Here is a 25,966-nt window from a genome sequence, read left to right on the forward strand (position 1 = left end):
ACCCGACCCATCCCCGCACCGCACGCATCGAGGAGCCCCACCACATGAACGCGAGATCCCGGCGCACGCCGAACCGTCTGCGGACGCTGGCCGCCCTGGCGGCAGGCGCCGTCCTGATCCCGCTGGCCGCGTCCGCGCCGGCCGGTGCCGAGACCACCGCCATCCCGGCGGACGCCCTGGCCCGCGCGATGTCCAGCGACGTCACCGGCGCGAACACCTACAAGCGTCTTGAGGCGATCCAGCAGGCCACCGTCGACAACGGCGGCACCCGCGTCTCCGGTTCGGCCGGCTACGACGCCTCCGCCGACTACATCACCCGCACCCTGACCAGGGCCGGCTACCAGGTCAGGAAGCAGGAGTTCTCGTTCCTCGACTACGACATCCTGTCCGAGAAGGGCTCGGAGGTCTCGCCGGCCACCCGCGAACTCCACCCCGTCATCGCCCGGTTCTCGGTCTCCACCCCCGAGGGCGGCCTGCGCGCCGAACTCGCCCAGCCGGCCGGCAAGAGCACCGGCTGCAGCGCCGACGACTACGCGGGACAGGACGTCAAGGGCAAGATCGTCCTCGTCGACGTGGGCACCGACTGCTTCATCACGCAGAAGCAGCTGGTCCTCAACGAGCTCGGCGCCGCCGCGATGCTGATGAACGTCAACTCGCCCAACGCGGACCTGAACCTGCGCTACCGCATGGTCCCGCCGAGCGACGCGCGCATCCCCACCGCGACGCTGACCCGCGCCGAGACCGAGGCCCTTCGCGCCGACGCGGCGACCGGCCCGGTCACCCTCGACCTGGACCTGCGCGGCAACAACAAGACGACGAAGACGTACAACCTGATCGCGGACACCCCGACGGGCAGGGCGGACCACACCGTCGTCATGGGCGCTCACCTCGACACCGTCGACACCACCTCGGGCGCCAACGACAACGGCGCCGCCGCCGCGGCCGTCCTGGAGACCGCCGTCCAGCTCGCCCGGCACACCCCGCAGGTGAAGAACCGCGTGCGGTTCGCGTGGTGGGCCGCGGAGGAGAAGGGCCTGGCCGGTTCGCAGTACTACGTCGACCAGCTCACCGCCGACGAGAAGGCGAAGACGGCGCTCTACCTCAACCTGGAGATGATCGCCTCGCCGAACTTCGCCCGCCAGGTCTACAACGGCCAGACGGCGACCGGCCCCGCGCCGGCCGGCTCCACGAAGATCAGCGACCTCGTCAACGGCTACTTCGCGCAGCAGAAGCTGCCCACGGTCGGCCTGGTCCTCGACGGCCGCTCCGACCACTCGGCGTTCATCAACGCCGGCATCCCCGCGGGCGGCGTCAACGCGGGCTCCGACACCGTCAAGTCCCAGGCGTGGGCCGACCTGTTCGGCGGCACCGCGGGCCAGATGCTCGATCCCTGCTACCACCAGGCCTGCGACGTCCTGAGCGCGGTCAACAAGACCATCCTCGACCAGAACACGCGCGCGATGGCCTGGGCGATCGGCCGGTTCGCCGTCGACACCTCGGACATCGGGACCGCGGCCCCGTAGCCGCCGAGCAGCGACCCACATCGCACACCGCACACGAGCCGGGGGCGCACCCCGCCCCCGGCTCCCGGGAAGGACGAGACATGTCATTCGGGATCGTGGCCCAAGGGCACGCCCTGGGCCGCCCCGTCACGGTGGCGGAGGCGGCCGAGCGGTACGGCGCCGACCCGCGCAAGCTGGCCGGGCTCGGCTACCGCCGGCTGCACCGCGCCGACGACGGCGAGGGCCTGACCGACCTCGCGCTGCGGGCCGCCGAGTCCGCGCTGCGCAAGGCCCGCCTCGACGCGGCCGACGTGGACCTGCTCGTGCTCGCGCTGCCCGACGTGCCCGAGTACCTGTACTGGGACGCGGCCGCCGCTCTCCAGGGCCGGCTCGGCGCCACGGGCGCGGAGGCCGTCCTGATCTCCCAGGCGTGCGGCGGCGGCGTCACCGCCTTCGACACCGTGGCGGGCCGCCTCGCCACCCACCCCGGCTACGGGACGGCTCTGATCGTCGCCGCCAGCCGGATCACGGAGGCGTACTGGGACCGCACCGCCACCGGCACCTCGCTCTCCTCCGACGGCGCCGCCGCAGCGGTCCTGCGCCGCGGCCACACCGCCGGCGCCTGGCTCGCCACCGAGACGATCAGTGACGGCCGGTACGCCGACTTCATGCGCATGGAGGTCGGCGGCGCGGCCCGCCCCTTCAGCGCCGAACAGCCCGAACCCGCCGTCATCGCCCCGCTGATCGAGCGCATGGACACGTTCTTCGCGGGCGACGGCAGGGCCACGTACGACTTCATGACTCTGCTGCACACCCGCACCCGCGAGGTCCTCGAACGGGCCTGCGCGCGCGCCGGGCTGACCCCCGGCGCCCTGGAGCGGGTGCTCTACCTGCACGACAACATCGGTGCCTTCCGCGACCTGGCCAAGGAGCTGGGCATCCCGCTGGAAGCCACCAACGCCGAACTCGCCATGACCCTGGGCCACTTCGGCCCGGCCGATCAACTCCTCAGCCTGGAAAGGCTGTCGGCGGCCGGAGAACTCGTCGAGGGCGACACCGTGGCCCTCCTGAGCATGGGCACCGGCATGCACTGGACCTGCACGCTGCTGCGCGTCTGAACCCCCTGGAAGGACCCCCACCCCCGATGGCTGACGACGACCTGCTGACCCGGGCCCGGCGCCTGACCGCCCCCGGCGCCGCCGCCGACCCGGGCCTCACGGCCCGCCTCGCCGAGCGCCCCGACACCCCCGCCGCCCGCGAGGCCGGCCGGATCCTCGCGGCCGTGGAGCCGCGCCTGCTGGGCGCGCCCGGCCACCCGCCACGCCCGTTGCGGGTGGCGCTCGCGCCCTCGTTCACCGCCGACCAGCTCGCCGCGCCGCTGCGCGTCGCGCTGCTCGCCGCCGGCTTCGCCCCCGAGTTCCAGATCGCCGCGCCCGACCAGCAACTGCTGCGCCTGGGCGGGGCGGTGACCGACCTCGACGCGTTCGGCGCCGACCTGACCCTGTGCCCGGTGCACGAGGAGGTGTTCCTGCCGCGCGGCGCCGACCCGGGCGACCCCGACGCGCTGCGCGGGGCCGTCGACGAGCGCTGGGAGCGGTTCGCCGCCGCCGTCGCCTCCTACGCGGCGCGCACCACCGGCTCCGTCCTGGTGAACACCGTGCCGCTGCCCGCGGCCGCGCTGCGCGGCGTCGTCTCGCACCGCGGCCGCGCCGCCCTGTCCCGGCTGTGGCGCGAGCTGAACCTGCGCCTGCTCGACCTCGCCGAGCACACCGACCGGGTGGCCGTCGTCGACCTGGAGACGCTGCTCGCCGAGCACCCGGGACCGCTGCGCGACGGGCGGCTGCACGCCTTCGCGCAGATGGCCTGGGCACCCGGCGTGGAGAGCGTCTACTCGGCCGAAGTGGCGGCCTGTGCAAGGGCGTTGACCGGGCGCGGCAAGAAGTGCCTCGTCCTCGATCTGGACAACACCCTGTGGGGCGGCGTCCTCGGCGACGACGGCCCGGAGAACATCCAGCTCGGCTCGCTCTACCCGGGCAACGCCTACACCGCCGTGCAGCGCACCGCCCTCGCCCTGCGCCGCCAGGGCGTCCTCCTCGCCGTCGCCAGCAAGAACGACCCGGACCTCGTCGCCCGCGTCCTCGACGAACACCCCGCACTCCTGCTCCGCGCCGCGGACTTCGTCGCCGTGGAGGCCGGCTGGGGGCCCAAGGACGACAGCATCCGGCGGATCGCCGACCAGCTCAACATCGGCCTCGACAGCATCGTCTTCGCCGACGACTCCGCCTTCGAGTGCGATCTCGTCCGGCACTCCCTGCCCGAGGTCACCGTCGTCCACCTGGCGGGCGACCCGGCCGACCACGCGGCCACGATCCTCGCCCGCGGCGGCTTCGACTCGCTCACCACGACCGACACCGACAAAGAACGCACGGGCCTGTACCGGGCGCGCGCCCAGCGCCACCGCTTCAGCGCCGGACAGTCCTCGCCCGAGGAGTATCTGCACGGCCTCGGCCTGCGCGTCACGCTGCGCGCCGCCGACGCGTACACGCTGCCCCGCATCGTCCAACTCGGCGGCCGCACCAACCAGTTCAACCTGATCGGCACCAGCCACTCCGAGGCCGACACGCGCCGCATGGCCGACTCGCCCCAGCACGCCCTGTACGCCTTCGAGGTCGCCGACCGGTTCGGCGACGAGGGCGTCGTGGGCGCCCTGTGGATCGCCCGCGAAAGCGACTGTTGGGTCATCGAGAACGCCGTGATGAGCTGCCGGGTCTTCGCCCGCGGCGTCGAACACGCGGTCCTCGGCGCCGTCGCCGACGCCGCCCGCGCCGCCGGCGCCGACCGCCTCGCGGCCGACCTGCGCCGCACCCCGCGCAACGGCCCCGCCGCCCGCTTCCTGGACGAGGCCGGCTTCGCCCCGGCCGCGCCCGACGCCGACGGCACCGAACGCCGGGTCCTCGCCCTGGATCCCGGACCCGCCTCCACCGCCCCGTGGATCACCGTCACCGCCCCGGCCGCCGCCGGCTCCCGAGAAGGACACCTCATCCCATGAGCGAGCACATCGCAGCCCAGGCCCCCACCGCCCTGGCCCAGGTGATCTCCACCGTCACCGACGTCCCCGCCGGACAGCTCACCGGCGACACCCGCTTCGACTCGCTCGGCCACTGGAACAGCTTCGCCGCGCTGCGTCTGCTCACGGCCGTGGAGGAGCACTACGGCATCAAGCTCGACCTGCGCACCTACCTCGGCACCGAGACGGTCGACGGCCTCGCGGCCCTGATCGCCGCCGCGAACCCGGAGCGGCAGCGATGACCGCCGCGCCCCCATCCGCCTCGACCCACCGAACGGAGCTCCCGATGACCAGCACCACCCAGGCGCCGCGCACCGCGGCCCACGTCTTCGCGGCCACCGCGCGCGAGGCCGCCGACCGGCCGGCCCTGCGCCAGGACGAACAGCAGCTGACCTATGCGGAGTTGGCCGCCGCCGCGGGGGAGAGCGCCGCGTGGCTGCGCGCCCAGGGCGTCGGCCGCGGCGACATCGTCGCGACCCTGATGGACCGCTCGCACCGCTGCATGATCGGCGTGCTCGCCGCCTGGGCCGTCGGCGCCGCCTACGTCCACATCGAGGCCACCGACCCCGACCGCCGCGTCGCCACCCTGCTGGGCACCACCAAGGCCGCAGCCGTCCTCACCGACGCACGCAACAGGCCGCGACTCGCCGACGCCGCCCCGCCGGTGCGCACCGTCACCGCCGAGGGGCCCGGCGCCCCGTACACCGTCGACCCCGGGCTGCACGCCGACGACACCGCCTACCTGGTGTGCACCTCCGGCTCCACCGGCACGCCCAAGGCGGTCGTCGTGCAGCACCGGGCGCTGCTCAACTACTGCGCCGCGTTCGAGGAGCGGGTCGACGCCGACGGCCTGGACAGTTACGGCCTCGCCACCACGTTCGCCGCCGACCTCGGCAAGGTGTCCGTGTACGGCGCCCTCCTCTCCGGGGCCCGGCTCGACGTCTACCCGCGCGACACCACGCTCGACCCGAGGGCGCTCGCCGCCGACCTCGCCGCGCATCCCGCCGACGTCCTCACCTACACCCCCTCGCAGCTGGCCGCGCTCGCCGCCGAGGGCGATCTCGCCGCGCTGCTGCCCCGCCGGGTGCTCGTGGTGGCGGGCGAGGCGTTCCCGCCCCGGCTCGCCGAGCAGATCCTGCGGGTCCGCCCCGACCTGGAGATCCACAACGGCTACGGCCCCTCCGAGGCCACCATCCTCGCCACCATGCACCGGGTGCGGGCCGCCGACACCGCGGGCCCGCGCCTGTCCATCGGCACCCCGCTGGCCGGCGTCGAGGCCCGCGTCCTCGACGAGCACCTCGCGCCCGTGCCCGACGGCAGCCCCGGCATCCTCTACCTCGGCGGGGCGTGCGTCGCCGCCGGCTACCTCGGTGAAGCGGGCCTGACCCAGGCCAAGTTCGTCGAGCTGGACGGTCCCGGCGCGGGCGTCCACTACTGCACCGACGACCTCGTCATACGCGAGGCCGACGGCTCCCTCGACTACCTCGGCCGCGCCGACAGGCAGCTGAAGATCCGCGGCAACCGCGTCGAACCCGGCGAGGTCGAGGCGGCGCTCCTCGCCCGCCCCGGGGTGCGCCAGGCCGTCGTCACCGGCGAACGGCCCACGCCGGACGCGCCGTTGGAGCTCCACGCCTACCTCGTGGGCGACGCCGACCCGCGCGCTCTCCTGGCCGACCTGCGGGCCACGCTGCCCTCCGCCCTCGTGCCCGGCGCCGTGCACTCCGTCGCCGCGATCCCGACGAACCTGAACGGCAAGACCGACTTCGCCGCGCTGCGCGAGACCGTACGCACCGCCGCGCCCGTATCGGCCGCGACGCCCGCCCAGGCACCCCGCGAGGGCGCCGAGCAGCTCATCGCCGGGATCTGGGAGGAGGCGCTCGGCCGCACCGGCATCGGCCGCGACGAACGCTTCCTCGACATCGGCGGCGACTCCTTCAAGGCGCTCACCGTCTTCGCCCGGCTGCGCCGCCACCACCCCGACCTGGTCATCGCGCAGCTGTACGCGCACGCGACGATCGCCGAGCTGGCCGCCGCGCTGACCGGCGCCCCGGCCCAGGCCGATCCCGAGCCCGTACGCGCCACGGTGGTCGACCTGTGAGGCGCCGCCGGCTCACCCCGCTGCTGTGGGAGTTCATGCCGCGCGAGGCCGACCCCGAGCCCCCGCTGCGCACCTTCGTCCTCGCCCCGTTCGGCGGTGGCAGCGCGTACGCGCTCGGCGAGTGGCTGCCCGACCTGCGCGCCCCGGGGGAGCGGGCCCTCGTGCTCCAGTACCCGGGGCGAGGGCCCCGCTCCGCCGAGCCGCACGCCACCGACCTGATGGCGCTCGCCCAGGACGCGGCCGACGAGATCGCCGCCCACACCGACGGGCCGCTCGTCCTGGCCGGCCACAGCCTCGGCGCCGTCCTCAGCTACGAGATCGCGCACCGCCTCGAACTGCGCGGCAGGGACGTCGAGTTGGTCGCTGTGTCCGCGGCCCGCCCGCCCGACCTCCAGCGCCTCGACCCGGCCGTGGTCCTCGCCATGACCCGCGACGACTGGATCGAGGAGCTCGCCACGGGCGGCAACGCCGGCCTCGGCGAGTCCCCGCTGGCCGACGTCGCCGACCTCGCGATACCGGTCCTGCGCGCCGACTACCTGCTCCTGGCGCGTTACGAGGCCGGACCGCCCCGCCCCCTGACCGCTCCCCTGCTCGCCCTCGGCGGCGCCGCCGACCCCTGGGTGGAGCGCCCCCACCTCGACGCCTGGCAGTCCTGGACCACCGGCCCGTTCGCCGCGGCGGTCCTGCCCGGCGACCACTTCTACTACCGGGGCGCCACCGCCGAGTTCGCCACCCTGATCCGCTCCCGCTTGCGTCATCCGGCGACCGCCGGTGCCGCCCTCAGCACCGGAAGGCACCTCTGATGTCCCGCAAGACCCTCGTCGTCGTGTACGCGGACGGCGCCGCGCACCCCGGTGACATCGCCGTCGGCCTCGCCTCCTGGGCCGACATCGTCTTCGTCGCCGAACCCGACGCCCACACCCGAGCGATGGAGCCGCTGCTCGCCCAGTTCGGGCCCGTCGTGCTCACCGCATCCGTGCCGGAGGCCGCCGAGCGGCTGCGCGCCCACGCCCCCGACGGCATCGTCACGTACAGCGAACGCGCCCTGCACCTGACCGCCGCGCTCGCCGAGCAGCTCGCCCTGCCCTTCCACGACCGGCGCACCCTCGGGCTGCTCACCGACAAGTGGCAGCAGCGCGCCGCCCTGTCGGCCGCCGGCGTCGACGTCGTGCGCTGTCGGCGTGTCGAGCGGCTCGCCGACTGGGACGACGCGGTCGCCGAGACCGGTCTGCCCGCCGTGCTCAAGCCCGCGCACGGCGGCGGCAGCCGCAACACCTTCTACGTCACTGACGCCGACGCGGGCCGCGAGCTGGCCCGATCCCTGCTCGGCGACGAGCGGCCCGGACTCGTCGCGGGCGGCACCCTCGTCCTGGAGGAGTACCTGCACGGCAGGGACTGCGGCCCGTTCGGCGACTACGTGTCCGTCGAGGCCGTCGTCCAGGGCGGCGCCGTCACCGACCTCGCCGTCACCGGGAAGTTCCCGATGGTGCCCCCCTTCCGCGAGACCGGCCGGTTCTGGCCCTCGCCGTTCACCGCCGACGAGGACGACGTCTGCCGCGACCTGGCCCGCCGCGCCGTCGAGGCGCTCGGCGTGCGCGACGGACTCACCCACACCGAGATCAAGCTGACCCCGCAGGGGCCCCGGCTCATCGAGGTCAACGGCCGGCTCGGCGGCGGCATCAACGAACTCTCCGTACGCGCCCAGCGGTTCGACCTGATCGAGCTCGGCGGCCGCATCGCCCTCGGCGAACGGCCCGAGCTGCCCGCCCCCTACGCGGGCCGCGCCTACTTCCAGCTGTTCCACCCCGCGCCCCGCACCCCCGGCACCCTCCTCGGCATCGACGGCGCCGACGAGGTCAAGCGGCTGCCCGGCGTCACGCTCTACCGCCCGTACGCGCGGCCCGGCACCCCGCTGCCCGGCGGCGTCCAGACCCTGGAGCTGGACATCGTCATGGGCGAAGCCGACGACGTCGCCGAACTCGGCGCCATCGCCAAGGACATCGACGCCGTCCTGCGCTACCGCTTCGCCTTCGACGCCGAGGGCCCCCGCGAGGTCACGGGCGCCGACCTGGGCGCGCTCTGACCGCGTACGCCGCGTATCCCGTGCGGACCCGCACACCACCGAGCACCCCGAGCATCACCGAGAGGGACACACCACGATGAACGACAGCTCCACGACACTGGCTCCCGAGGTCCTGCTCGCCGAGATCTGGAAGGACATCCTCGGCGCCGACGAGGTCGGCCCCGACGACGACTTCTTCTCCCTGGGCGGCGACTCCCTGCTCGCCCTCCAGGTCATCGGCGCCGCCCAGGAACAGGGCCTGACGCTGTCCCTGCTCGACCTGTTCCGCAATCCGACGCCGCGCGGCGCCTGCCGCGCCCTGGCCGACGCGGCCCCCGCCGCCCGGGGCCGCGCCGCCGACCTGCTCAGCCCCCTCGACCGGGCCCGCGTCCCCGACGACGCCGAGGACGCCTTCCCCGCCGCCCGGCTCCAGCTCGGCCTGATCTACGAGAGCCTGGTCAGCGACGGCGCCTTCTACCTCGACGTCATCTCCCGCACCGTCAACCGTCCGCTCGACGCCGACGTGCTGCGCGCCGCCCTCGACCGGCTCTCGCGCCGCCACCCCGCCCTGCGCACCCGCTTCGACCTCGGCACGTTCAGCGAGCCGATGCAGCTGGTGCTGCGCGACGCCCCGATCCCGCTGACCCTCGACGACCACGAGGGCCTCGACGTGACGAGCGCCGCCGCCCGCTACGAGGAGGCGATGGCCAGCCTCGGCCGCCCCTTCGACGCGGAGCGGGCCCCGCTCCTGCGGGTGCACGCGGCCCGCCTCGACGCCGGCCGGTTCCGGCTCTCGTACTCCTTCCACCACGCGATCCTCGACGGCTGGAGCGAGGCCGTCTTCTTCAACGAACTCGTGCGCGGATACGCCGCGTTGCTGGCCGGTGAGGAACTCGCGCTCGCCGAGCCCGTGCCGTACGCCGAGTTCGTCCGCCTGGAGCGGGAGGCCGTCGCCGACGCCGGCAGCGCCCGGCACTTCGAAGGGCTCAAGGGACTGCTGCCCGCGCAGCGCACCACGAGCGTCGAGGCCCCCGACCACCGCAAGGTCAGCGCCCCGGTCCCGGCCGACGACGCCCGCCGCCTCGACGAGCTGGCCGCGGCGTCGGGGCTGCCCGTCAAGAGCCTGCTGCTCGCCGCCGCCTGCGCCGCCGTCGGAGGGGCCTGGGAGACGGCCACCCCCGTGGTCGGCCTGCTCCTGAACGGGCGGCCCGAGCGCACCGGCGCCGACCTCACCCTCGGCCTCTTCCTCAACCAGCTCCCGGTCCGCCTCGACCTCACCGGCGCGAACTGGCGCACCGCGGGCCGGCTCGCCCTGGACGCCGAGAACGATCTCCTGCCGCACCGCCGCTTCCCGCACTCCGAGGTGCGCAGGCTGCTCGGGCACAACCCGTTCGAGGTGACGTTCAACTACGTCCGCTTCCACCCGCGCGACGAACTGCTCAGCGCCGGCCTGCTCGCCGTCGAGGAGGACATGCGCGACCACACCAGCCTGCCCGTGCGCATCGAGGCGCTCAACGAGACGGCGGGCTCGGGCCTGAGCCTGCACGTCACGGCCGATGTGAACCGGTGCGGCGCCGACCTGCCCGCCGACCTGCTCGCCCGGCTGCTCGGCGCGGTCCACGCCCTGGTCACCACCCCCGACGGGCCGGTCGGCGTCCGGTGATGCGCGGGCTCCTGCCGGCCTGCGTGGCGGTGGCCGAGAGCGACGGGGGCACGGCCCCGCGGCAGCCGTCGGCCTTCCCGGAGGAGCTGGACCACATCGCGCACGCGGTCCCGGCACGGCGCGCGGAGTTCCTCCAGGTACGCCAGTGCGCCCGGCGCGCGCTGACGGCAGCCGGGTTCCGGGCGGGGCCGCTGCTGCCGGGCCCCGACCGGGCGCCGCGCTGGCCGGCCGGCGCGGTGGGCAGCATGACGCACTGCACCGGTTACCGGGCGGCGGCCGTCGCGCCCACCGCCCGGATCCGCGCGGTGGGCATCGACGCCGAACCGCACGAGGCGCTGCCGCCCGAGGTCCGCGCGCTCATCGCGGACCCCGGGGAACGGGCCGCGCTGCGCCGGCTGGCGACGGAACACCCGCGGGTGCACTGGGACCGCCTCCTGTTCTCCGCGAAGGAGAGCGTCTTCAAGGCCTGGTACCCGCTCACCGGCGAGTGGCTGGACTTCCATGACGCGCAGGTGGCGCTCGACCCGGCTTCCGGCGGCTTCACCGCCCGCCTGGCCACGACGGAGCTGCACGGCCGCTGGGCGGTGACGGCGGGCCTGCTCACGACGGCCGTCACGCTGCCCGCACAGCCCGCTCAGCGGAACCTGACCGGCTCGGCTGAGAACGCGCCGTGCCGCGTGGAGCGCTGACGCACCTCAAGGGTCAACTCCGGCTCCGGGGCGACGAGTTGATACGTCACCTCGCCCACGCCCACCGCGGTGACGACACCGCTCTCACCCGTGGGGGCGGGCAGCAACCGCGCCGCCTCGCCGCGCAGGGCGCCCGGCAGCGGGGTCGTCAGGATCGGTGAGCCGTCGCCCGGCAGGACGACCACCAGGGCGCGCGGGCCGGCCGGCGGCCCCGTGAAGCCGACGACCAGCGCGTCCCGGGTGTCGCTGTGCCGCACCTTGAGCCAGGCCCGCCGGCCGCCCGCGTACCGCCCGTCGAGCCGCTTGGCGACAAGGCCCTCGACGCCGGTCGCGGGCAGGGCCTCGTACCAGGTCAGCGCGGTGTCGCGGTCGGTCGTCGACGGGACCGCCTGGAGTGGCGGGCCCACCGGCGTGAGCAGCGCGACCAGGCGGGCCCGGCGCTGCGCGTACGGCAGCCGCCGCAGGTCGGCGCCGTCCTCGGCGAGCAGGTCGAAGGCGGCGTACGAGGCGGGCAGCTCACGCGCCAGGACCCGCGCCCGGGCCGCCGACGCCGCGGCCGCCCGCCGCTGCACCGCCGCGAAGTCGGTGCGGCCGCCGTGCCAGACGACGACCTCGCCGTCCAGGACCGTCCCGGCGGGCAGCGCGAGCGCCGCGGCGACGAGATCCGGGAAGGCCCGCCCCACCAGCCGCCCCGACCGCGCCTGGAGAACCGCCGCGTCGTCCTCGCGCAGGATCACCATCCGATGCCCGTCGAACTTCGGCTCGTAGGCCCATCCGCCCCCGGCCGGCAAGGCGTCGACGGACTCCGCCAGAGCGACGTCGACCGGCACCTTCACGGCAGCCGCCCGGCCGCGTTGAGGTTGATGAGCGGCCCGAGCAGATCCCCGTACCGCTGGAGGCGCGGTGCGATGTCGTCCGCCAGGAACACCAGGTCAGCGGCGTGCCCGCAGCTCTCCACCTCGTCCCAGGTGACCGGCGTCGACACGGTCGGCTCCGTGCGGGCGCGCAGCGTGTACGGGGCCGCGGTGGTCTTGGCCGCCGCGTTCTGGCTGTGGTCGACGAAGACCTTGCCCGGCCGCAGCGCCTTGGCCATCCGGTGCACGACGAGCGCGGGCAGCTCCCGCTCGGCCTCCTGCGCGAGACCCTTCGCGTACGCGCTGACCTGCTCGGACGGCGTCGGCTCCAGGGGGACGAGCAGATGCAGCCCCTTGGACCCGGATGTCTTCGCGTAGGCGCGCAGCCCGTCGGCGGCGAGCCGCTCCCGCAGCCAGACGCCGACCGCGCAGCACTGCACGATGTCGGCCGGCGCCCCGGGGTCGAGGTCGAACACGAGCCGGTCGGCCCGCGCCGGCGCGTCCGCCCGCCACTGCGGCGTGTGGAACTCGGTGACGAGGTTCGCCGCCCACATCAGCGTCGGCAGGTCCTGGACGAGGATCTGCCGCGAGATGCCGTCCGACCGGGTCACCTCGGCGGTCTTCACCCATGCGGGTGTCCCCGGCGGCACGTTCTTGGTGAAGAAGCGCTGCCCCCCGGGTCCGTCCGGATAGCGCAGGAAGGAGACCGGCCGGTCGTACAGGTGAGGCAGCAGCGCACCGGCCGTCGTCGCGTAGTAGTGCAGCAGCTCGCCCTTGGTGAATCCGGTGGCCGGGTGGAGCACCTTGTCCAGATTGCTGAGGGGGATCCGCCGCCCTTCCACTTCTGTGATGGGCGTCATGCCGCCATACGATAGGAATCCGACAATCTCCGCATAACCGGCCAACGGGAAACCCGGGAGGTCCACCGTGCGCTCCATATGGAACGGCGCCATCTCCTTCGGCCTGGTCAGCATCCCGATCAAGCTGGTCAACGCCACCGAGAACCACTCCATCTCCTTCCGCCAGATCCACCTGGAGGACGGCGGCCGCATCCGCTACCGCAAGGTGTGCGAGCTGGAGGACAAGGAGGTCACGGCGGCCGAGATCGGCAAGGGGTACGAGGACGCCGACGGCTCGATCATCCCGATCACCGAGGACGACCTCGCCGCCCTCCCGATCCCCACGGCCAAGACCATCGAGATCGTCGCCTTCGTCCCCGCCGACCGGATCGACCCGCTCCAGATGGACACGGCGTACTACCTCTCGGCGAACGGCGTCCCCGCGGCCAAGCCGTACACGCTGCTGCGCGAGGCCCTCAAGCGGAGCAAGAAGGTGGCCATCGCCAAGTTCGCGCTGCGCGGCCGCGAACGGCTCGGGATGCTGCGCGTCGTCGACGACGTCATCGCGATGCACGGCCTGCTGTGGCCGGACGAGATCCGCGCACCCGACGAGGCCGCGCCCGACACCCACGTCACGGTGCGCGACGCCGAACTCGACCTGGCGGACGCCCTGATGGACACGCTCGGCGAGGTCGACATGGACTCGCTGCACGACGACTACCGGGAAGCCGTCGAGGAGATGATCACCGCGAAGACGTCGGGCGAGGAGCCGTCCGAGGCCCCCGCCGCGCCCGCGTCCGGCGGCGGCAAGGTCATCGACCTGATGGCCGCGCTGGAGAGCAGTGTGCGCGCGGCGAAGGAGGCCCGCGGCGAGCCGGCCTCCGACGACGTCGCGGAGGTCACGCACCTCGCCGGACGCACCCGCAAGAAGGCGGCGCCGAAGAAGAAGGCGACGGCGTCCAAGTCGGCCTCGGCGAAGTCGGGTTCGAAGTCGACGGCCAAGAAGTCGACCGCGAAGAAGACCGCGGCCACGAAGAAGACCGCCTCGACGAAGAAGTCCGCCTCCGCGAAGAAGACGGCGTCACCGAGGAAGCGCGCCTCGGCCTGACGGCCGGGCCGCACCCCGCAGGGCGTCGGCGGCCAGGCTCCTGGCCAGGCACACGCCGAACGTCCGAGCGCTCAGGCCGGTCCGCGCGGCCAGCCCGTCCCCGAGGGCGAGCCACGCCGCGCGCAGCTGTCGGCCGTCCTCGGGCAACGACGGTGCGGCGGCGGCCAGTTGGAGCACCAGCAGGACGATCTCGCGCCGCTGCGCCACGAGTTGTGAGCACGCCAGGTCCACGGCCGCCCGCGCCCGCTCGCCGCGCAGCCCCCGGCATGCCGCCTCCAGCGTCCGGGCCAGGACGTCGAAGCAGTGCTCGGCCGCCGCCGTGAACAGCGCCCGCTTGTCCGGGAAGAGGCGGTACAGATACGGCTGCGAGACGCCGACGCGCGCCGCGATCACGGCCGTCGTCGTCCCGTGGAACCCGCCCGCCGCGAACTCGGCGACCGCGGCGCGGACGACCTGCTCGCGGCGGACCGGAAGCGTCCCCACGGGTCACACCAGTGCGCCGCGGCCGGCCCGGGACACCGCGAGGGGGTCCCAGTCAGCGGGGCGCTCCGGCAGCAGCGACGGGTCACCGAGCACGGCTCCGGTGTGCACCTCGTGCATCAGGCGGCGGCCGAGGATCTGCCCCGCGCAGGCGATGCCGCTGACCGCGGACCCGGTGATGCCGTTGCCGTACTTGCTGTCGGCGCCCGCCGTGTACAGGCCCTCGATGAACGTGGCGCTGTCCGGGCGCGCGCCGGGAGCGCCCCACCGCGCCATGCCGAACGGTGTGCCGCCGCTGGAGCGCGTGTACCGCTCGTGCGTCAGCGGCGTCGCCGCTTCGACGTGCGTGAGGTGTCCCCGTAGCGGACCGAGGAGTTCCTCGGCGGTGTCGAGCACGTCCTCGACAAGGCGCGCCTTGTGCTTGCGGTAGTCGGGGCTGTCCCGGTACGCCTCGCCCGCCGTGACGCCCCAGTGCTCGAACCCGGGCGGACAGAGCGTCATCAGCTGGAAGTTGGAGTGCCCCGGCGGGCAGATCCGGCGGGTGTCCGGGTCCTTGCCCGAGGCGAACGACGCGAACAGGAAGTCGGTGCCGCCGTGCACGGTGCCGGCACGCAGCCGCTCGTAGAACCGCTCGATGTCGCCGTCGCGGTACCACCACAGGTTGGCGCGCCGCCCGATGTCCCGGTCGAGCGCCACATAGACCGCGGCCCAGGGCAGCGCCATCCGGGCGTCGCGGGTCTTGGTGGCGAGCCTGCGGGGGAGCTGCTCCGTGCCGACCAGGTCGAGCATGGTGCGCCGGTAGTCGGCGTTGGACACCACGACGTCGGCCCGCACCGCCGTGCCGTCGGCGAACGCGACACCGCGCGCCCGCGCGCCCTCCGTCTCGATCCGCGTGACCCGGCAGCGGGTGCGCAGCGCGCCGCCGTGCGCGCGGATCACCTCCAGGAGCCCGGCCGCGAGCATCTGCCCGCCGCCGCGCGGGTAGGCGGCGCCGCGCAGATAGTGGTCGGTGACGGTCGCGTGCAGGGCGACCGTGGCCTCGTCGGGCGCCATCCCGTAGTTGGGGGACTGGGCGGCGAGCAGGGTGCGGGCCAGCGGCGAGAGCCCGCAGTGCGCGAAGAGCTCGGCGAGCGTGCGCCGCCCCCATGCCACCGACTGCGGTGCGTGCCGCGGGAGTTCGGCCATCGGCACGTCCTCGGCGGCGACGATCGCGTCCCGCCGCTCCGCGCCCAGACCCGCCACCACGTCGAGGAACGCGGCGATCCCCGGCGCGTCCTCCGGCGGGCACGCCGCCTGGACCCGGGTGCGGTACGTGTCCCAGTCCGCCGGTACGTCCACGGTCGCGCCCGGTACGACGACCCGGTCGAAGCCGTCCGGGTCCATCGGCCGGTACTCGATCCGGCCGGCGAGACCCAGCCCGTCCAGGATCGCGGGCAGCAGCCCGCCGGGCCCGCAGTCCCCGAGATAGTGCACGCCCACGTCGAACTCGTAGGCCCGTCGCCTGCGGAACACATGGCTGTTGCCGCCCGCGACGTTCGCCTGCTCGACGACCAGGACCCGCTTCCCGGCCACGGCGAGATACGCCGCGCACACCAGGCCGCCGATCCCGGAGCCGATCACGACGGCGTCCCAGCGCTCCGCGCCCCGCGCGGCCGGGCCGCTCACGCCACGCTCCGCACCGGCGTCGACGGCACCGGCGACGGCACGGCGGGCAGCTGGCCCGGCTCGCTCACCGTGAGCCGTGAGACCTGCGGGGCGATCTTGCGGGCCAGACCCGTCAGGGTGCGGCCCGGGCCGACCTCCACGAACATGTCGCAGTGCAGCTCGTCGGCCATCGTGCGCACCGAGTCCGTCCACCGCACCGGCGCCGTCAACTGCTCCCGCAGCAGGGCCCGCCAGTCGTCCGCGCCGCGCCGCGGCCGCGCGTCCACGTTGGCCACCACCGGCGCGAAGCCGTGCAGCAGCTCGGTCCTGGCCAGGGTCGCGGTGAGGGAGCGCGCGGCCGGCGCCATCAGCGGCGTGTGGAAGGCGCCGCCCACCGGGATCGGCACGACGCGCGTCGCGCCCCGCTCCTCGGCGAGCGCGGCGCACCGCGCGACCCCGTCCGCGGCGCCCGAAAGCACGGTCTGCTGCGGCGAGTTGAGGTTCGCGACCCACACCTGCCCGCCCTCCGCGCGGACCTCATCGGCGGCCTGCTCCAGGTCGGCGGCGGGCAGCCCGAGGACGACGGCCATGGTGCCGGGGCGGGCCGCACAGGCCGCCCGCATCGCCTCGCCGCGCGCCGTCACCAGGCGTACCCCGTCGGCGAAGCCGAGCACTCCGGCCGCGACCAGGGCCGCGTACTCGCCGAGGCTGTGCCCCGCGCAGACCGTCGGCCGGCCCGCCGCGGGCAACGCCTGGCGCAGCTCGGTAAGGATCACCATCTCCAGGACGAACGTGGCGAGTTGGGCGTTGTCGGTGCGGCGCAGCTGCTCCGCGTCGGCGCGCAGCAGCAGCTCCTGGACGTCGCGCCCCGACACCTCGCTCGCCCGCTCCGCGAGGAACCAGCCGGGACGGCCCACCCAGGGGCGCCCCATTCCGGGCTGCTGCGCTCCTTGACCGGGAAAGACCAGTGCCAGGCGTGGACCGTTCATGTCGTTCATCGACCTCTTCCCTGCCAGGGATCCAGCGGACGCGCCGATGCTCACAGGCTCCTCTGAAACGCCGATCGAGCCCGGATCGCGTACCGATGAAAGGGCGTTTCATCCGGCCTCGACGCGCCTTTCACCAGGCGCTCCTACGGTCCATCAGGTCCGGCCGGTTGGGGTCGGCAGGTGAGGAGAGGAACGGACATGACCGCGCAGACCGTACGGACCGAACAGGACGTCCGCGAGCAGGTGAGCCGGATCGTCGTCGAGGAACTGGAGCTGGAGGACGGCGAGCTCACCGACGGCGGCCACTTCATCGACGACTACGAGAGCGACTCGCTCTCCCTCATCACGGTCGTCTCCCGCATCGAGAAGGAGCTGGGCGTGGCCATACCCAAGACGGAACTCGGCGACCTGGTGAACCTGCGCCTGCTGGTCGCCGCCGTCGTGCAGCACGGCGAGGTGAACGCGGATGCCTGAGGGCCGCCGCGTCGTCATCACCGGGCTCGGCGCGGTGTCGCCCGTCGGCATCGGCGCCGACGTCTTCGCCGACGCCGTACGGGCGGGCGCCGTCGGCACCGGACCGATCGAGAGCTTCGACGCGAGCGCCTTCCCGCGGGCCAACGCGGGTGAGGTCCTCGACTTCGACCCGGCCGACCACCTCAAGCGGCTCGACCCGGCGCGCTGGGGCCGCAGCGGACTGCTCGCCGCGGCCGCCGCCCGGCTCGCCGTCGCCGACGCCGGCATCGACGAGGAGCAGCTCACCGCGGCCGGCGCCGGGGCCATCCTCGGCACCACCAGCGGCGAGTCCGCCGTCGTACAGGCCCTGGCCGAGCAGTGGGTGGCGGACGGTCTGTCCGCCGTCGACGGCGAACTGGCCGGACAGACCCCGGCCTCCAGGATCGCCAACGCCGTCAGCGCCGAACTGCGCCTCACCGGCGAGACGCAGACCATCCCGACGGCCTGCTCGGCCTCCAACTACGCCCTCGGCTACGCCTACGACCTGGTGCGCAGCGGCGAGGCCGACGTGATGCTCGCGGGCGGCGCCGACGCCGTCAACCGACTGACGCACGCCGGGTTCTACGCGCTGGGCGCCATGGCCGAGGACGTCCCCCGGCCGTTCGCCGCCGACCGCTCCGGCATCGTCACCGGCGAGGGCGGCGCCGTCCTCGTCCTGGAGACGTACGACGGGGCGAAGGCGCGCGGCGCCCGGATCTACGCCGAGGTGCTCGGGTACGCGGCCAACTGCGACGCCGCCCACATGGTGCACCCCGACGCCACCAGCATCGCCGCGTGCATCGAGGCCGCGCACCGGGCGGCCGGCGTCGAGCCCGCGCAGATCGACTACATCTGCGCGCACGGCACCGGCACACCGACCAACGACACGACCGAGGTCGCCGCCGCCCGCGCGGTGTTCGGCGACCGCATCCCGCCGATCAGCTCGATCAAGTCGATGCTCGGCCACACCATGGGCGCGGCATCGGGCTTCGGCGCGATCGCCTGCTGCAAGGCCCTGGAGCAGGACTTCCTGCCGCCCACCGCCAACGTCGAGGTGCCCGACCCGGCGCTCGGCGAGGGCGTGGACTGCGTCCCCGGCACCGGCCGCCCGGCCCGCCTGGACATCGTGCAGAACCACGGCTTCGCGTTCGGCGGCAACAACGTCATCACCATCCTGGGGAGGGTCTCGTGACCACCGCGACGGCCGTACGGGCCCGTCCCGCGGCCCCCGTCGAGCCGCTCTACGTGACCGGCGCCGGGGTCATCACCGCGGCGGGCGACGGTCTGGAACCGCTGGCCGAACTCCTGCGCACCGACAGCGAGTTGGAGTCGTCGCCGCTCGGTGACGACGCGGCCGACTACCCGCGACGCCCGGTCCGTGCCGTACGCGACTTCGACGTGAAGGCGCGGCTCGGCCGCAAGGGCACCAAGTACCTGGACCGGCTCACCTCGTTGGGCCTGGTGGCGTGCAAGGAGCTCCTGGAGGCGGACGCCGGGGACGCCGCGCCGGACCGCACCGGCGTCGTCCTCGCCACCAACACCGGGTCGGTGTCCACGCACAGCACGCTGCTGCACGACACCCTCACCATGGAGAAGCCGTACCTGGTCAACCCGGGCCGCTTCCCGAACACGGTGATGAACAGCACCTCGGGCCAGATCGCCATCCGCAACGGGCTGCGCGGCCTCAACGCCACCGTCGCCGGCGGCCAGAGCGCCTCCCTGCTCGCCTTCCGGCACGCCCGGCTCGCCCTCACCCTGGGCCGCGCCGACCGGCTGCTCGTCGGCGGCGTGGAGGAGCTCAGCGCGCCCGCGGCCTGGGCCTGGCACCGCACCGGCGTCCTGCGCGAGGGCGCGGCGCTCGGGGAGGGCGCCGCGGTCTTCACCGTCCAGCGGGAGCGGCCCGCGGGGGCCGTCCTCGCCGAACTCCTGGCCTGCGAGGTCCGGTTCACGCCGGACGCGCGGTCGTACGCGGACGGGCTCGCCGACGCGATCACCCGTGCCCTCGGCCGCAGCGGGGTCGCGGCGCCGGACATCGCGGCGGTGTCCCTCGGCGCGGCCCACCACCGGGGCCTCGGTCGGGTCGAGGAGCGCGGGCTGCGCCGGGCACTGGGCGGATCCCTGCCGCCCCGCGTCCTCCGCGTCGCCGACGCGCTCGGCGAGACGTACAGCGCGAGCGGCGCGCTCCAGCTGGCGGCGCTGCTGGCCGCAGGGCCGGCCGGGATCTCGCTGGTCACGTCGATCGGCCGGGACGGGAACGCGGCGGCGATGGTGGTCCGCTGCCCGGCCTGACGCGTCCCTTCCGCGACGGCGCCCGTGGGTTCATCCCGCGGGCGCCGTCGCCGTCAGGGGCGCGATGCCGTGTCGATCCGCGGCTCCGCCGCGGGGCGCGACCAGCCACGACGCACGCCGCACTCGCCACCGAACACCAACCACCCGAGCCGTCCGCGTACCGAAAGGGAAGCCCCGGTGTCACCTCTCGACACGGCCTACGCAGGCCGCACCTACCCCCCGACCGCCCCCTACGAGATCGGCCGCGAGGCGCTGCGCGAGTTCGCCGCCGTCCTCGGCACCGAACCCGGGCCGGAGGCGCCGCCCACCTACCCCATCGTCCTGAGCATGCGCGCCGAGAAGCAGGTCACCGACGACCCCGGCTTCGGGTTCGACTTCAGCCGCGTCGTCCACCGGGACCAGCGCTTCGACCAGGTCCGGCCGATCCGCCCCGGCGACCGCCTCACCGTCACCGTCGAGGTCGTCGCCGCCGAGACCGTCGACGGCAACGACGTGGTCACCCTGCGCGGCCACGTCCGCGAGGCGGGAGAGGGCGGCGCCCTCGTCTGCACGACGACCTCGACACTCGTATCGCGCAAGGGAGATGAGACCCCGTGAACCCCGGGGACACGATGCCGGCCCGCACCTTCCGCATCACCCGCGAACGCCTCGTCGCCTACGCCGCGGCCTCCGGCGACCACAACCCCATCCACTGGTCCGACACCCGCGCCGAGGCGGTGGGGCTCCCCGGTGTCATCGCCCACGGCATGCTCAGCATGGGCCTGGCCGCGACCGCCGTCACCGACTGGGCGCGGCAGGCGGCCGGCGCGGACGTGCGGGTCGTCGGGTACGGCACCCGTTTCACGCGCCCCGTGCCCGTCCCGGACACCGCCGACGGCGTGGACCTCACCGTCGACGGCGTCGTCGCCGACGTCAGGGCAGACGGGACGGTGCGGGTCGATCTGACGGTGCGCTGCGCCGGGCAGAAGGTGCTGGCCCGGACGCGGGCCGTCCTGGCGACGACGTGGCCGCCGGCCTGATCGCAAGCCCCGCGAACGCCCCGAGGAACACCACGGCGGCCCCCGTGAGCACCGCGCTCCGGAGGCCGCCGTGCAGGTACACGGCGGTGAGCACGGCGATGCCGAGCGCGCCGCCGAACTCGCGCACCGTGTTGTTCACGCCGGACGCCAGATTGTGCTCGTGCTCGGCGACCGACCCGATGACGGTCGCCGGGTTCGCCGCGAACACCAGGCCCATCCCGACCCCCGCCAGGATCATCGCGCCGACCATCGCCCCGTACGACAGACCCGGCCGGCAGATCAGCGCCAGCCACCCCAGGGCGCCGGCCTGGCACAGGCAGCCGAGCGCCTGGAGCCGGCCCCCGCCGACCCGGCCCACGAGCGCGCTGGCCACCGGCACCACGACCATCGGCGCCGCCGTCCACGGCAGCGTCCGCAGCCCCGCCTCGACCGGCGAGTAGCCCATCGGCCCCTGCATGAACTGGGCGAGGAAGAAGATCGACCCGAACACTCCGAAGTACATCGCCAGGGCCAGCGCGTTGCTCAGCATGAACGGCCGGATCCGGTACAGGTGCAGCGGCGCGAGCGGCGTCGGCGTCCGGCGCTGCCACGCCCCGAAGGCGGCGAGCAGCAGCCCGGCGAGCGCGAGCCCGCCGAGCGAGCGCACCAGGGCCGCCGACCCGTCCGCGAACTGCACGATGCCCCACACCGCGGCCACCACCGCGCCCGTCACCAGCGCCACCCCGGGCACGTCGAGCGGACGCGGCGCGCCCTTCGACTCGGCGATCGCCCAGCGGGCGAGCGGCAGCGCGAGCAGGCCGATCGGCACGTTGATCCAGAAGATCCAGTGCCAGTCGAGGCCCTGGGTGACCAGGCCGCCGGCCATCGGCCCGAGCGCGATGCCCAGGCCGTTGACGCCGCCCCACACGCCCACCGCGAGCGGCCTGCGGTCCGCGCCGACCGAGGCGACGGCGAGGGTCAGCGACACCGGCAGGACGGCGGCGGCCCCGGCGCCCTGCACCACGCGGGCGGCGACGAGCGCGCCCGCCGAGTCCGCGAGCGCGCACACCGCGGACGCCGCCGTGAACAGTCCGATGCCCCACAGGAACACCCGCCGCCGCCCGATCCGGTCACCGAGCGCGGCCCCGGCCAGGAGCAGCCCGGCGAACGCGAGGACATACCCGTTGACGACCCATTGCAGGCCCGCCTGCCGGGTGTCGAGGTCGTCGGCGATGGTGGTCAGCGCGTTGGTGACGACGAGATTGTCGATCGCGACCATGAACATGGGCACGGAGGTCGCGATCAGCGCCCACGCGGCCCCTTTCTCCTTCATCGTTCGTTCCTTTCTCGTACGTACGACAGGCCGCCGGGCCCGTACGGTGACGGGTCCGGCGGCCTGGGTGGGGGAGGGGGTTAAGCCTGCGTACCGGTCGGCGGCAGCTTTAGCTCGACGGCGCCGATCTGCGCGAGCAGGAACAGGTCCTGGCGGCAGGCCCAGTGCTCGTGCACGAGGCCGTCGTCGCCGACCCGGTAGATGTGGATGTGCTCCACGTCGACCTTGTTGCCCGTGCCCTGGAAGCCGAGGAAGTCACCGGTGTGGATGCCGGTGAAGCGGACCCGGATCACGGCCTTGTCGCCGTCGGCGAACGAGTCGATGTGGTCCCAACTGGCCTCCGAGAACACGGAGTTCATCCAGCGGGCGGTGCCGAGGTAGCCGCCGGGGCCGCCCGGGGTGCCGGGCGGGGCCTCGTAGTCGACGAAGTCGTCGGCCACCAGGTCGTACGCGGTCTTCTCGTCGAGGTCGTTGAAGACGCGCCCCATCTGCTGGGCGATCTCCAGAACGGTGTCGTTGGACATGAACTGCCTTTCTGGTTACGGGAATGGGTGGGGGTCAGTGGCCGACGCCGAGGCCGCCCGTCACCGGGATCACGCCGGCGGTGATGTACGAGGCCTCCTCGCTCACCAGGAACCGCACGGCCGCCGCGACCTCCTCGGGACGTCCGGCGCGGAACAGGGAGGTCTGGCTCAGGACGTGCTCGCGGCGGGCGTCCGTGACGTCCTTGACCATGTCGGTCTCGATGAGGCCGGGGGAGACGATGTTCACGGTGACGTTGCGGCGGCCGACCTCGCGTGCGAGGGACCGCCCGAAACCGATCAACCCGGCTTTGGACGCGGCGTAGTTGGTCTGTCCGGGGGCGCCCGCCATCGCGCTCATCGACGACATGAACACGATGCGCCCCCAGCGGGCCTTGAGCATGTCGGGGACGACCTCCTTGGCGACGGTCACCGCCGACAGCAGGTTCGTCTCGATGACGTCGCGGAAGTCCGCGTCGTCCATGCCGACGAGCAGCTGGTCGCGGGTGATCCCGGCGTTGGAGACGAGGACCTGGATCGGGCCGTGCTGGATCCGGGCCTCCTCCACCGCGCGGCGCACGGACACGGGGTCGGTGACGTCGCAGCGCACGCCGAACAGGCCCTCGGGCGGCTCGCCGGAGCGGTAGGTGACGGCGACCTTGTCGCCCTGTGCGGCGAGGGCGCGGGCGGTGGCGAGGCCGATGCCCCGGTTGCCACCGGTGACGAGCACGGAACGGCTCACGGACGGGCTCCTTGTGGTTGCGTGGCGGCGAGGGACACGGCGTCCGGTTCTCAGGCCGCGAGGAGTTCCGCGAGCCGGTCGGCCGCGGCGGTGGTGTCGGTGAAGTGGATCGCCTGCCAGCCGGCCGCCTCGGCGCCCGCGCAGTTGTGCGCGAGGTCGTCGATCAGCACACAGTCGGCGGGGCGCGCCCCGGCCCGCTCGGCGGCGAGCGCGAACATGCCGGGGGACGGCTTGCGGTGGCCGACCTCGAACGACAGCAGGACGTCGTCGAAGAGCTCGGCGGGGTCGACCATGCGGCGCCAGTGCGCGTCCCACGTCGGCACCATGTTGGAGAGCAGCCCGACGAACGCGCCGCTCTCCCGCGCCTTGCGCAGCGTCGCCACCCAGGCGTGGTTGGTCTCGCGCCCGTCGAACCAGGCGTCGGCGAGCGTCGTCAAGTGCAGGCCGGTGACGCCGTGTTCGGCCGCGAGCACCTCGCTGACCTGCCCGAGCCACTCCGCCTCGGAGACCAGCGGGGTGTCGATCGGCTCCATGATGTCGGCGGTGCCGTAGCGGGCGGTGACCGTGCCGAGAGCGCTGTGCAGCGCCCCCGGGTCGATGCCCTGGCTCGCGCAGAACGTGCCCATGGTGTGGGCGATCGGCGGGGTCAGGACGCCGCCGAAGTCGGTCCACACGGCGATCCGGCGGGTGGTGCGGTCCTGGCTCACAGTTCGCTCCCCGAGGTCACGGTGACGGTGACGGACGCGATCTCGGCGCCGTCCTGGAGGAAGCGCACGGGCAGCGCCCGCCGCCCCTCGCCGGGCCCGATCCGCGGGGCCTCGGCGGTCACGACGTCGTCCAGCTCTGCGAAGCGCGAGAAGCGCGCCTCGAAACCGGTCGCGTACGTGACGGCGGGCTCGCCCGTGGAGAGCAGGGCCAGCTGACGCGCGGCCTCGACGAGCGTCATGGCCGGCAGATGGTCGTAGACGTGGTCGAACAGCGCCCGGTTGTCGAAGCGCGGGGTGACCTCGGCGGTGACGGCGGCGGCCGTGGCCCGATGCCGGGACAGGACGACGTTGAGCGGGTTGCCGCGGCCCACGGCGCCGGGCTCGACGTCGAGCCCGCTCTCAGCCGCCCCGTCACAGAACTCGGAGGTCAGCGGGGCGGGCGTACCGCGCTGGGCATGCCGCAGGACCTCGTTCTCGTGCTGGTTGAGGAAGAGGACGTCCATCTCGTGGTCGCCGATGTCGGCGCCGTCGAGCGTGTAGTGCTGCACGACGGTGCCCTTGCGGTAGCGCCCGCGCCGGGTCGGCCGCCCCACGTACTCGGTGTCGATGACGAGCCGCCCCGGCTCGTCCCGCACCAACAGGCCTTTCAGATCGCCCAGTTGAATCCGGAACGTGTCGACGATCATCGTGGTGCCGTGCGACAGACCGATGTGCGCGTGCGACCCGGCCATCGCGGCCTGCCGGCCGGACTCCAGGAGGAGCAGCGGGTCGTAGACGGCCGGGCGCTGCGCGTGGTCGCTGTAGTAGCCGTGGGTGAGCGGGAGTTGGACGGCGGTCCGCACCCGCTTCTCGGCCAGCGGACGGATGTCGGTGACGAAGACCTCAGAGACCGCGGCCCGGTGGACCAGGGAGCGGTCGACGGTGCGCCCGTAACTGAGTTCCGCGGGCGCCGTAGAAATCTCCGGAGCCACGTCTGTGGTCATACCTGTTTCCTTTGGCAGGGGAACGGTCTTGCCCCGGCAGCGTCGCAGTGGCCGGTGGAACTCGAATGGCAGCGGAATTCAACGCCGATAAAAGCGGCCAGGGGTGGTGCGGGCCCGTCCGGGTATCCTCGTGGAATGCGTATCGGAGAACTGGCGCGGCGGACCGGAGTTCCGGTGCCGACCATCAAGTACTACTCGCGCGAGGGCCTGCTGCCCGCGGGCGAGCGCACCAGTCCGAACCAGGTGGCGTACGACGACGGGCACGTGCGCCGGCTCAAGCTGATCCGGGCGATGCTCGAGGTCGGCGGCCTGTCCATCGCCGCGGCCCGCGAGGTCCTCGCCGAGGTCGACTCCCCGCACCGCACCGTGCACGGCGCGCTCGGCGTCGCCCAGTCCGCCGTCACCAAGTCCGCATCGGAGCGCGGCAGTCAGGAGGACTGGGAGCGCGCCGAGGCGGAGGTCTCCGACCTGGTCCGGCGCCACGGCTGGGCCGCCAAGCCCGAGAACCCCGGGTGGCAGTCGCTGGTCCAGATCGTCGTGACCTACCGCGACCTGGACCGCGGCGACCTCCTCGTCCTGCTCGACAAGTACGCGGCGGCGGCGGGCGACCTCGCCTCGGCGGAACTCGCGGCGCTGGCGCACGCGCCGAGCACGGACGGCAAGGTCGAGGGCGTCGTCCTCGGCACGGTCCTGGGTGACGCGGCGATGAGTGCCCTGCGCCGTATCGCCCAGGAGGACGCGTCGTCGAAGCTCCAGGGGGCCCGGCGCTCGGCCTGAGGGTTGTGCGTCTGCGGGCCCGGTGGGGGCTGGCCGCGCAGTTCCCCGCGCCCCTGAAGGCATGCGCTGCGCGCAGCCTTCATCGGGGAAATGCGACGCGAAGCGTCTGCATTTCAGGGGCGCGGGGAA

At 74.0% G+C, this 25,966-nt stretch carries 26 protein-coding genes; 16 read left to right on the top strand and 10 right to left on the bottom strand.

The window, feature by feature from the left end:
• The first annotated feature begins 44 nt into the window (after nt 1-44).
• From AB0L37_RS28930 to AB0L37_RS28970, 9 genes are all read left to right on the top strand, one after another.
• Entirely contained in the window at nt 45-1,523 is a 1,479-nt protein-coding gene (locus AB0L37_RS28930; RefSeq protein ID WP_365511567.1) for a M20/M25/M40 family metallo-hydrolase, read from the top strand.
• Nucleotides 1,524-1,603: 80 nt separating this feature from the next.
• Entirely contained in the window at nt 1,604-2,620 is a 1,017-nt protein-coding gene (locus tag AB0L37_RS28935) for a 3-oxoacyl-[acyl-carrier-protein] synthase III C-terminal domain-containing protein (protein ID WP_365511570.1), read from the top strand.
• Between the two features lie 26 nt (nt 2,621-2,646).
• Complete coding sequence (locus AB0L37_RS28940) at nt 2,647-4,551, top strand: HAD-IIIC family phosphatase (protein ID WP_365511573.1); 1,905 nt, start codon at nt 2,647-2,649, stop codon at nt 4,549-4,551.
• Nucleotides 4,548-4,811 carry an acyl carrier protein gene (locus AB0L37_RS28945; RefSeq protein WP_365511575.1) on the top strand — a complete coding sequence of 88 codons (264 nt, stop codon included), beginning with the start codon at nt 4,548-4,550 and terminating at the stop codon, nt 4,809-4,811. Before AB0L37_RS28940 ends, AB0L37_RS28945 begins: the two co-directional genes overlap by 4 nt.
• A gap of 44 nt (nt 4,812-4,855) precedes the next feature.
• The gene (locus AB0L37_RS28950; protein ID WP_365511577.1) at nt 4,856-6,667 is read left to right on the top strand and encodes a non-ribosomal peptide synthetase; all 1,812 of its coding nucleotides are present in this window, start codon (nt 4,856-4,858) and stop codon (nt 6,665-6,667) included.
• The gene (locus tag AB0L37_RS28955; protein WP_365511580.1) at nt 6,664-7,470 is read left to right on the top strand and encodes an alpha/beta fold hydrolase; all 807 of its coding nucleotides are present in this window, start codon (nt 6,664-6,666) and stop codon (nt 7,468-7,470) included. The genes AB0L37_RS28950 and AB0L37_RS28955 overlap by 4 nt, the downstream gene beginning before the upstream one ends.
• Entirely contained in the window at nt 7,470-8,750 is a 1,281-nt protein-coding gene (locus AB0L37_RS28960; RefSeq protein WP_365511582.1) for an ATP-grasp domain-containing protein, read from the top strand. The genes AB0L37_RS28955 and AB0L37_RS28960 overlap by 1 nt, the downstream gene beginning before the upstream one ends.
• A gap of 76 nt (nt 8,751-8,826) precedes the next feature.
• Entirely contained in the window at nt 8,827-10,392 is a 1,566-nt protein-coding gene (locus tag AB0L37_RS28965; RefSeq protein WP_365511584.1) for a condensation domain-containing protein, read from the top strand.
• On the top strand, nt 10,392-11,081 hold the full coding sequence (locus AB0L37_RS28970) for a 4'-phosphopantetheinyl transferase superfamily protein (RefSeq protein ID WP_365511587.1): 690 nt from the start codon (nt 10,392-10,394) through the stop codon (nt 11,079-11,081). Before AB0L37_RS28965 ends, AB0L37_RS28970 begins: the two co-directional genes overlap by 1 nt.
• On the opposite strand, the gene AB0L37_RS28975 is transcribed toward AB0L37_RS28970, so the two are convergent.
• Both AB0L37_RS28975 and ligD read right to left on the bottom strand, forming a co-directional pair.
• Entirely contained in the window at nt 11,027-11,917 is an 891-nt protein-coding gene (locus AB0L37_RS28975; RefSeq protein WP_365511590.1) for an ATP-dependent DNA ligase, read from the bottom strand. The genes AB0L37_RS28970 and AB0L37_RS28975 overlap by 55 nt on opposite strands.
• On the bottom strand, nt 11,914-12,795 hold the full coding sequence (gene ligD / locus AB0L37_RS28980) for a non-homologous end-joining DNA ligase (protein ID WP_365511593.1): 882 nt from the start codon (nt 12,793-12,795) through the stop codon (nt 11,914-11,916). The genes AB0L37_RS28975 and ligD overlap by 4 nt, the downstream gene beginning before the upstream one ends.
• A 67-nt stretch (nt 12,796-12,862) precedes the next feature.
• Between ligD and AB0L37_RS28985 the strand changes: the two genes are divergently transcribed.
• Complete coding sequence (locus AB0L37_RS28985; RefSeq protein ID WP_365511596.1) at nt 12,863-13,882, top strand: Ku protein; 1,020 nt, start codon at nt 12,863-12,865, stop codon at nt 13,880-13,882.
• Here the strand turns inward: AB0L37_RS28985 and AB0L37_RS28990 are convergent.
• The 3 genes from AB0L37_RS28990 to fabD are packed head-to-tail and all read right to left on the bottom strand — an operon-like array spanning nt 13,856 to nt 17,004.
• Nucleotides 13,856-14,365, bottom strand: a complete 510-nt coding sequence (locus tag AB0L37_RS28990) for a helix-turn-helix domain-containing protein (protein WP_365511599.1) — start codon at nt 14,363-14,365, stop codon at nt 13,856-13,858. The genes AB0L37_RS28985 and AB0L37_RS28990 overlap by 27 nt on opposite strands.
• A 3-nt stretch (nt 14,366-14,368) precedes the next feature.
• Nucleotides 14,369-16,027, bottom strand: coding sequence for an NAD(P)/FAD-dependent oxidoreductase (locus AB0L37_RS28995; RefSeq protein ID WP_365511602.1), 1,659 nt, complete (start codon nt 16,025-16,027; stop codon nt 14,369-14,371).
• Nucleotides 16,024-17,004 (bottom strand): ACP S-malonyltransferase, encoded by a 981-nt coding sequence (gene fabD, locus AB0L37_RS29000; RefSeq protein WP_365511605.1) that lies wholly within the window; start codon nt 17,002-17,004, stop codon nt 16,024-16,026. The genes AB0L37_RS28995 and fabD overlap by 4 nt, the downstream gene beginning before the upstream one ends.
• 189 nt (nt 17,005-17,193) lie before the next feature.
• Here fabD and AB0L37_RS29005 point away from each other — a divergent pair, with 189 nt between their 5' ends.
• The 5 genes from AB0L37_RS29005 (at nt 17,194) to AB0L37_RS29025 (ending at nt 20,795) form a co-directional block, all read left to right on the top strand.
• Nucleotides 17,194-17,469: an acyl carrier protein gene (locus AB0L37_RS29005; RefSeq protein WP_365511608.1), complete on the top strand. Its 276-nt coding sequence runs from the start codon at nt 17,194-17,196 to the stop codon at nt 17,467-17,469.
• Entirely contained in the window at nt 17,462-18,679 is a 1,218-nt protein-coding gene (locus AB0L37_RS29010) for a beta-ketoacyl-[acyl-carrier-protein] synthase family protein (RefSeq protein WP_365511611.1), read from the top strand. The genes AB0L37_RS29005 and AB0L37_RS29010 overlap by 8 nt, the downstream gene beginning before the upstream one ends.
• The gene (locus AB0L37_RS29015) at nt 18,676-19,776 is read left to right on the top strand and encodes a beta-ketoacyl synthase N-terminal-like domain-containing protein (protein WP_365511614.1); all 1,101 of its coding nucleotides are present in this window, start codon (nt 18,676-18,678) and stop codon (nt 19,774-19,776) included. The genes AB0L37_RS29010 and AB0L37_RS29015 overlap by 4 nt, the downstream gene beginning before the upstream one ends.
• A gap of 177 nt (nt 19,777-19,953) precedes the next feature.
• Nucleotides 19,954-20,373, top strand: a complete 420-nt coding sequence (locus AB0L37_RS29020; protein ID WP_365511617.1) for a MaoC family dehydratase N-terminal domain-containing protein — start codon at nt 19,954-19,956, stop codon at nt 20,371-20,373.
• A gap of 14 nt (nt 20,374-20,387) precedes the next feature.
• Nucleotides 20,388-20,795 carry a MaoC/PaaZ C-terminal domain-containing protein gene (locus AB0L37_RS29025; RefSeq protein WP_365511670.1) on the top strand — a complete coding sequence of 136 codons (408 nt, stop codon included), beginning with the start codon at nt 20,388-20,390 and terminating at the stop codon, nt 20,793-20,795.
• Here the strand turns inward: AB0L37_RS29025 and AB0L37_RS29030 are convergent.
• From AB0L37_RS29030 to AB0L37_RS29050, 5 genes are all read right to left on the bottom strand, one after another.
• Nucleotides 20,689-22,107 carry an MFS transporter gene (locus tag AB0L37_RS29030; RefSeq protein WP_365511620.1) on the bottom strand — a complete coding sequence of 473 codons (1,419 nt, stop codon included), beginning with the start codon at nt 22,105-22,107 and terminating at the stop codon, nt 20,689-20,691. The genes AB0L37_RS29025 and AB0L37_RS29030 overlap by 107 nt on opposite strands.
• A gap of 80 nt (nt 22,108-22,187) precedes the next feature.
• Nucleotides 22,188-22,631, bottom strand: coding sequence for an ester cyclase (locus AB0L37_RS29035; RefSeq protein WP_365511623.1), 444 nt, complete (start codon nt 22,629-22,631; stop codon nt 22,188-22,190).
• Between the two features lie 34 nt (nt 22,632-22,665).
• Entirely contained in the window at nt 22,666-23,370 is a 705-nt protein-coding gene (fabG, locus tag AB0L37_RS29040) for a 3-oxoacyl-ACP reductase FabG (protein WP_365511625.1), read from the bottom strand.
• A 50-nt stretch (nt 23,371-23,420) separates the two neighbouring features.
• Nucleotides 23,421-24,077, bottom strand: coding sequence for an HAD family phosphatase (locus tag AB0L37_RS29045; protein ID WP_365511628.1), 657 nt, complete (start codon nt 24,075-24,077; stop codon nt 23,421-23,423).
• Nucleotides 24,074-25,060, bottom strand: coding sequence for an AfsA-related hotdog domain-containing protein (locus AB0L37_RS29050; RefSeq protein WP_365511631.1), 987 nt, complete (start codon nt 25,058-25,060; stop codon nt 24,074-24,076). The genes AB0L37_RS29045 and AB0L37_RS29050 overlap by 4 nt, the downstream gene beginning before the upstream one ends.
• 135 nt (nt 25,061-25,195) lie before the next feature.
• On the opposite strand from AB0L37_RS29050, the gene AB0L37_RS29055 reads away from it, so the two are divergent.
• Nucleotides 25,196-25,837: a MerR family transcriptional regulator gene (locus AB0L37_RS29055; RefSeq protein WP_365511633.1), complete on the top strand. Its 642-nt coding sequence runs from the start codon at nt 25,196-25,198 to the stop codon at nt 25,835-25,837.
• The last annotated feature ends 129 nt before the right edge of the window (nt 25,838-25,966 follow it).

Source organism: Streptomyces sp. NPDC052225, assembly GCF_040679615.1.
In the GTDB taxonomy this organism is placed as follows: domain Bacteria; phylum Actinomycetota; class Actinomycetes; order Streptomycetales; family Streptomycetaceae; genus Streptomyces.

Coding starts and splice junctions, on each gene's coding strand:
- AB0L37_RS28930 (WP_365511567.1), top strand. CDS start 45: ATGAACGCGAGATCCCGGCGCACGCCGAACCGTCTGCGGACGCTGGCC.
- AB0L37_RS28935 (WP_365511570.1), top strand. CDS start 1,604: ATGTCATTCGGGATCGTGGCCCAAGGGCACGCCCTGGGCCGCCCCGTC.
- AB0L37_RS28940 (WP_365511573.1), top strand. CDS start 2,647: ATGGCTGACGACGACCTGCTGACCCGGGCCCGGCGCCTGACCGCCCCC.
- AB0L37_RS28945 (WP_365511575.1), top strand. CDS start 4,548: ATGAGCGAGCACATCGCAGCCCAGGCCCCCACCGCCCTGGCCCAGGTG.
- AB0L37_RS28950 (WP_365511577.1), top strand. CDS start 4,856: ATGACCAGCACCACCCAGGCGCCGCGCACCGCGGCCCACGTCTTCGCG.
- AB0L37_RS28960 (WP_365511582.1), top strand. CDS start 7,470: ATGTCCCGCAAGACCCTCGTCGTCGTGTACGCGGACGGCGCCGCGCAC.
- AB0L37_RS28965 (WP_365511584.1), top strand. CDS start 8,827: ATGAACGACAGCTCCACGACACTGGCTCCCGAGGTCCTGCTCGCCGAG.
- AB0L37_RS28970 (WP_365511587.1), top strand. CDS start 10,392: ATGCGCGGGCTCCTGCCGGCCTGCGTGGCGGTGGCCGAGAGCGACGGG.
- ligD (WP_365511593.1), bottom strand. CDS start 12,795: ATGACGCCCATCACAGAAGTGGAAGGGCGGCGGATCCCCCTCAGCAAT.
- fabD (WP_365511605.1), bottom strand. CDS start 17,004: ATGAACGACATGAACGGTCCACGCCTGGCACTGGTCTTTCCCGGTCAA.
- AB0L37_RS29005 (WP_365511608.1), top strand. CDS start 17,194: ATGACCGCGCAGACCGTACGGACCGAACAGGACGTCCGCGAGCAGGTG.
- AB0L37_RS29010 (WP_365511611.1), top strand. CDS start 17,462: ATGCCTGAGGGCCGCCGCGTCGTCATCACCGGGCTCGGCGCGGTGTCG.
- AB0L37_RS29025 (WP_365511670.1), top strand. CDS start 20,388: ATGCCGGCCCGCACCTTCCGCATCACCCGCGAACGCCTCGTCGCCTAC.
- AB0L37_RS29030 (WP_365511620.1), bottom strand. CDS start 22,107: ATGAAGGAGAAAGGGGCCGCGTGGGCGCTGATCGCGACCTCCGTGCCC.
- AB0L37_RS29035 (WP_365511623.1), bottom strand. CDS start 22,631: ATGTCCAACGACACCGTTCTGGAGATCGCCCAGCAGATGGGGCGCGTC.
- AB0L37_RS29050 (WP_365511631.1), bottom strand. CDS start 25,060: ATGACCACAGACGTGGCTCCGGAGATTTCTACGGCGCCCGCGGAACTC.
- AB0L37_RS29055 (WP_365511633.1), top strand. CDS start 25,196: ATGCGTATCGGAGAACTGGCGCGGCGGACCGGAGTTCCGGTGCCGACC.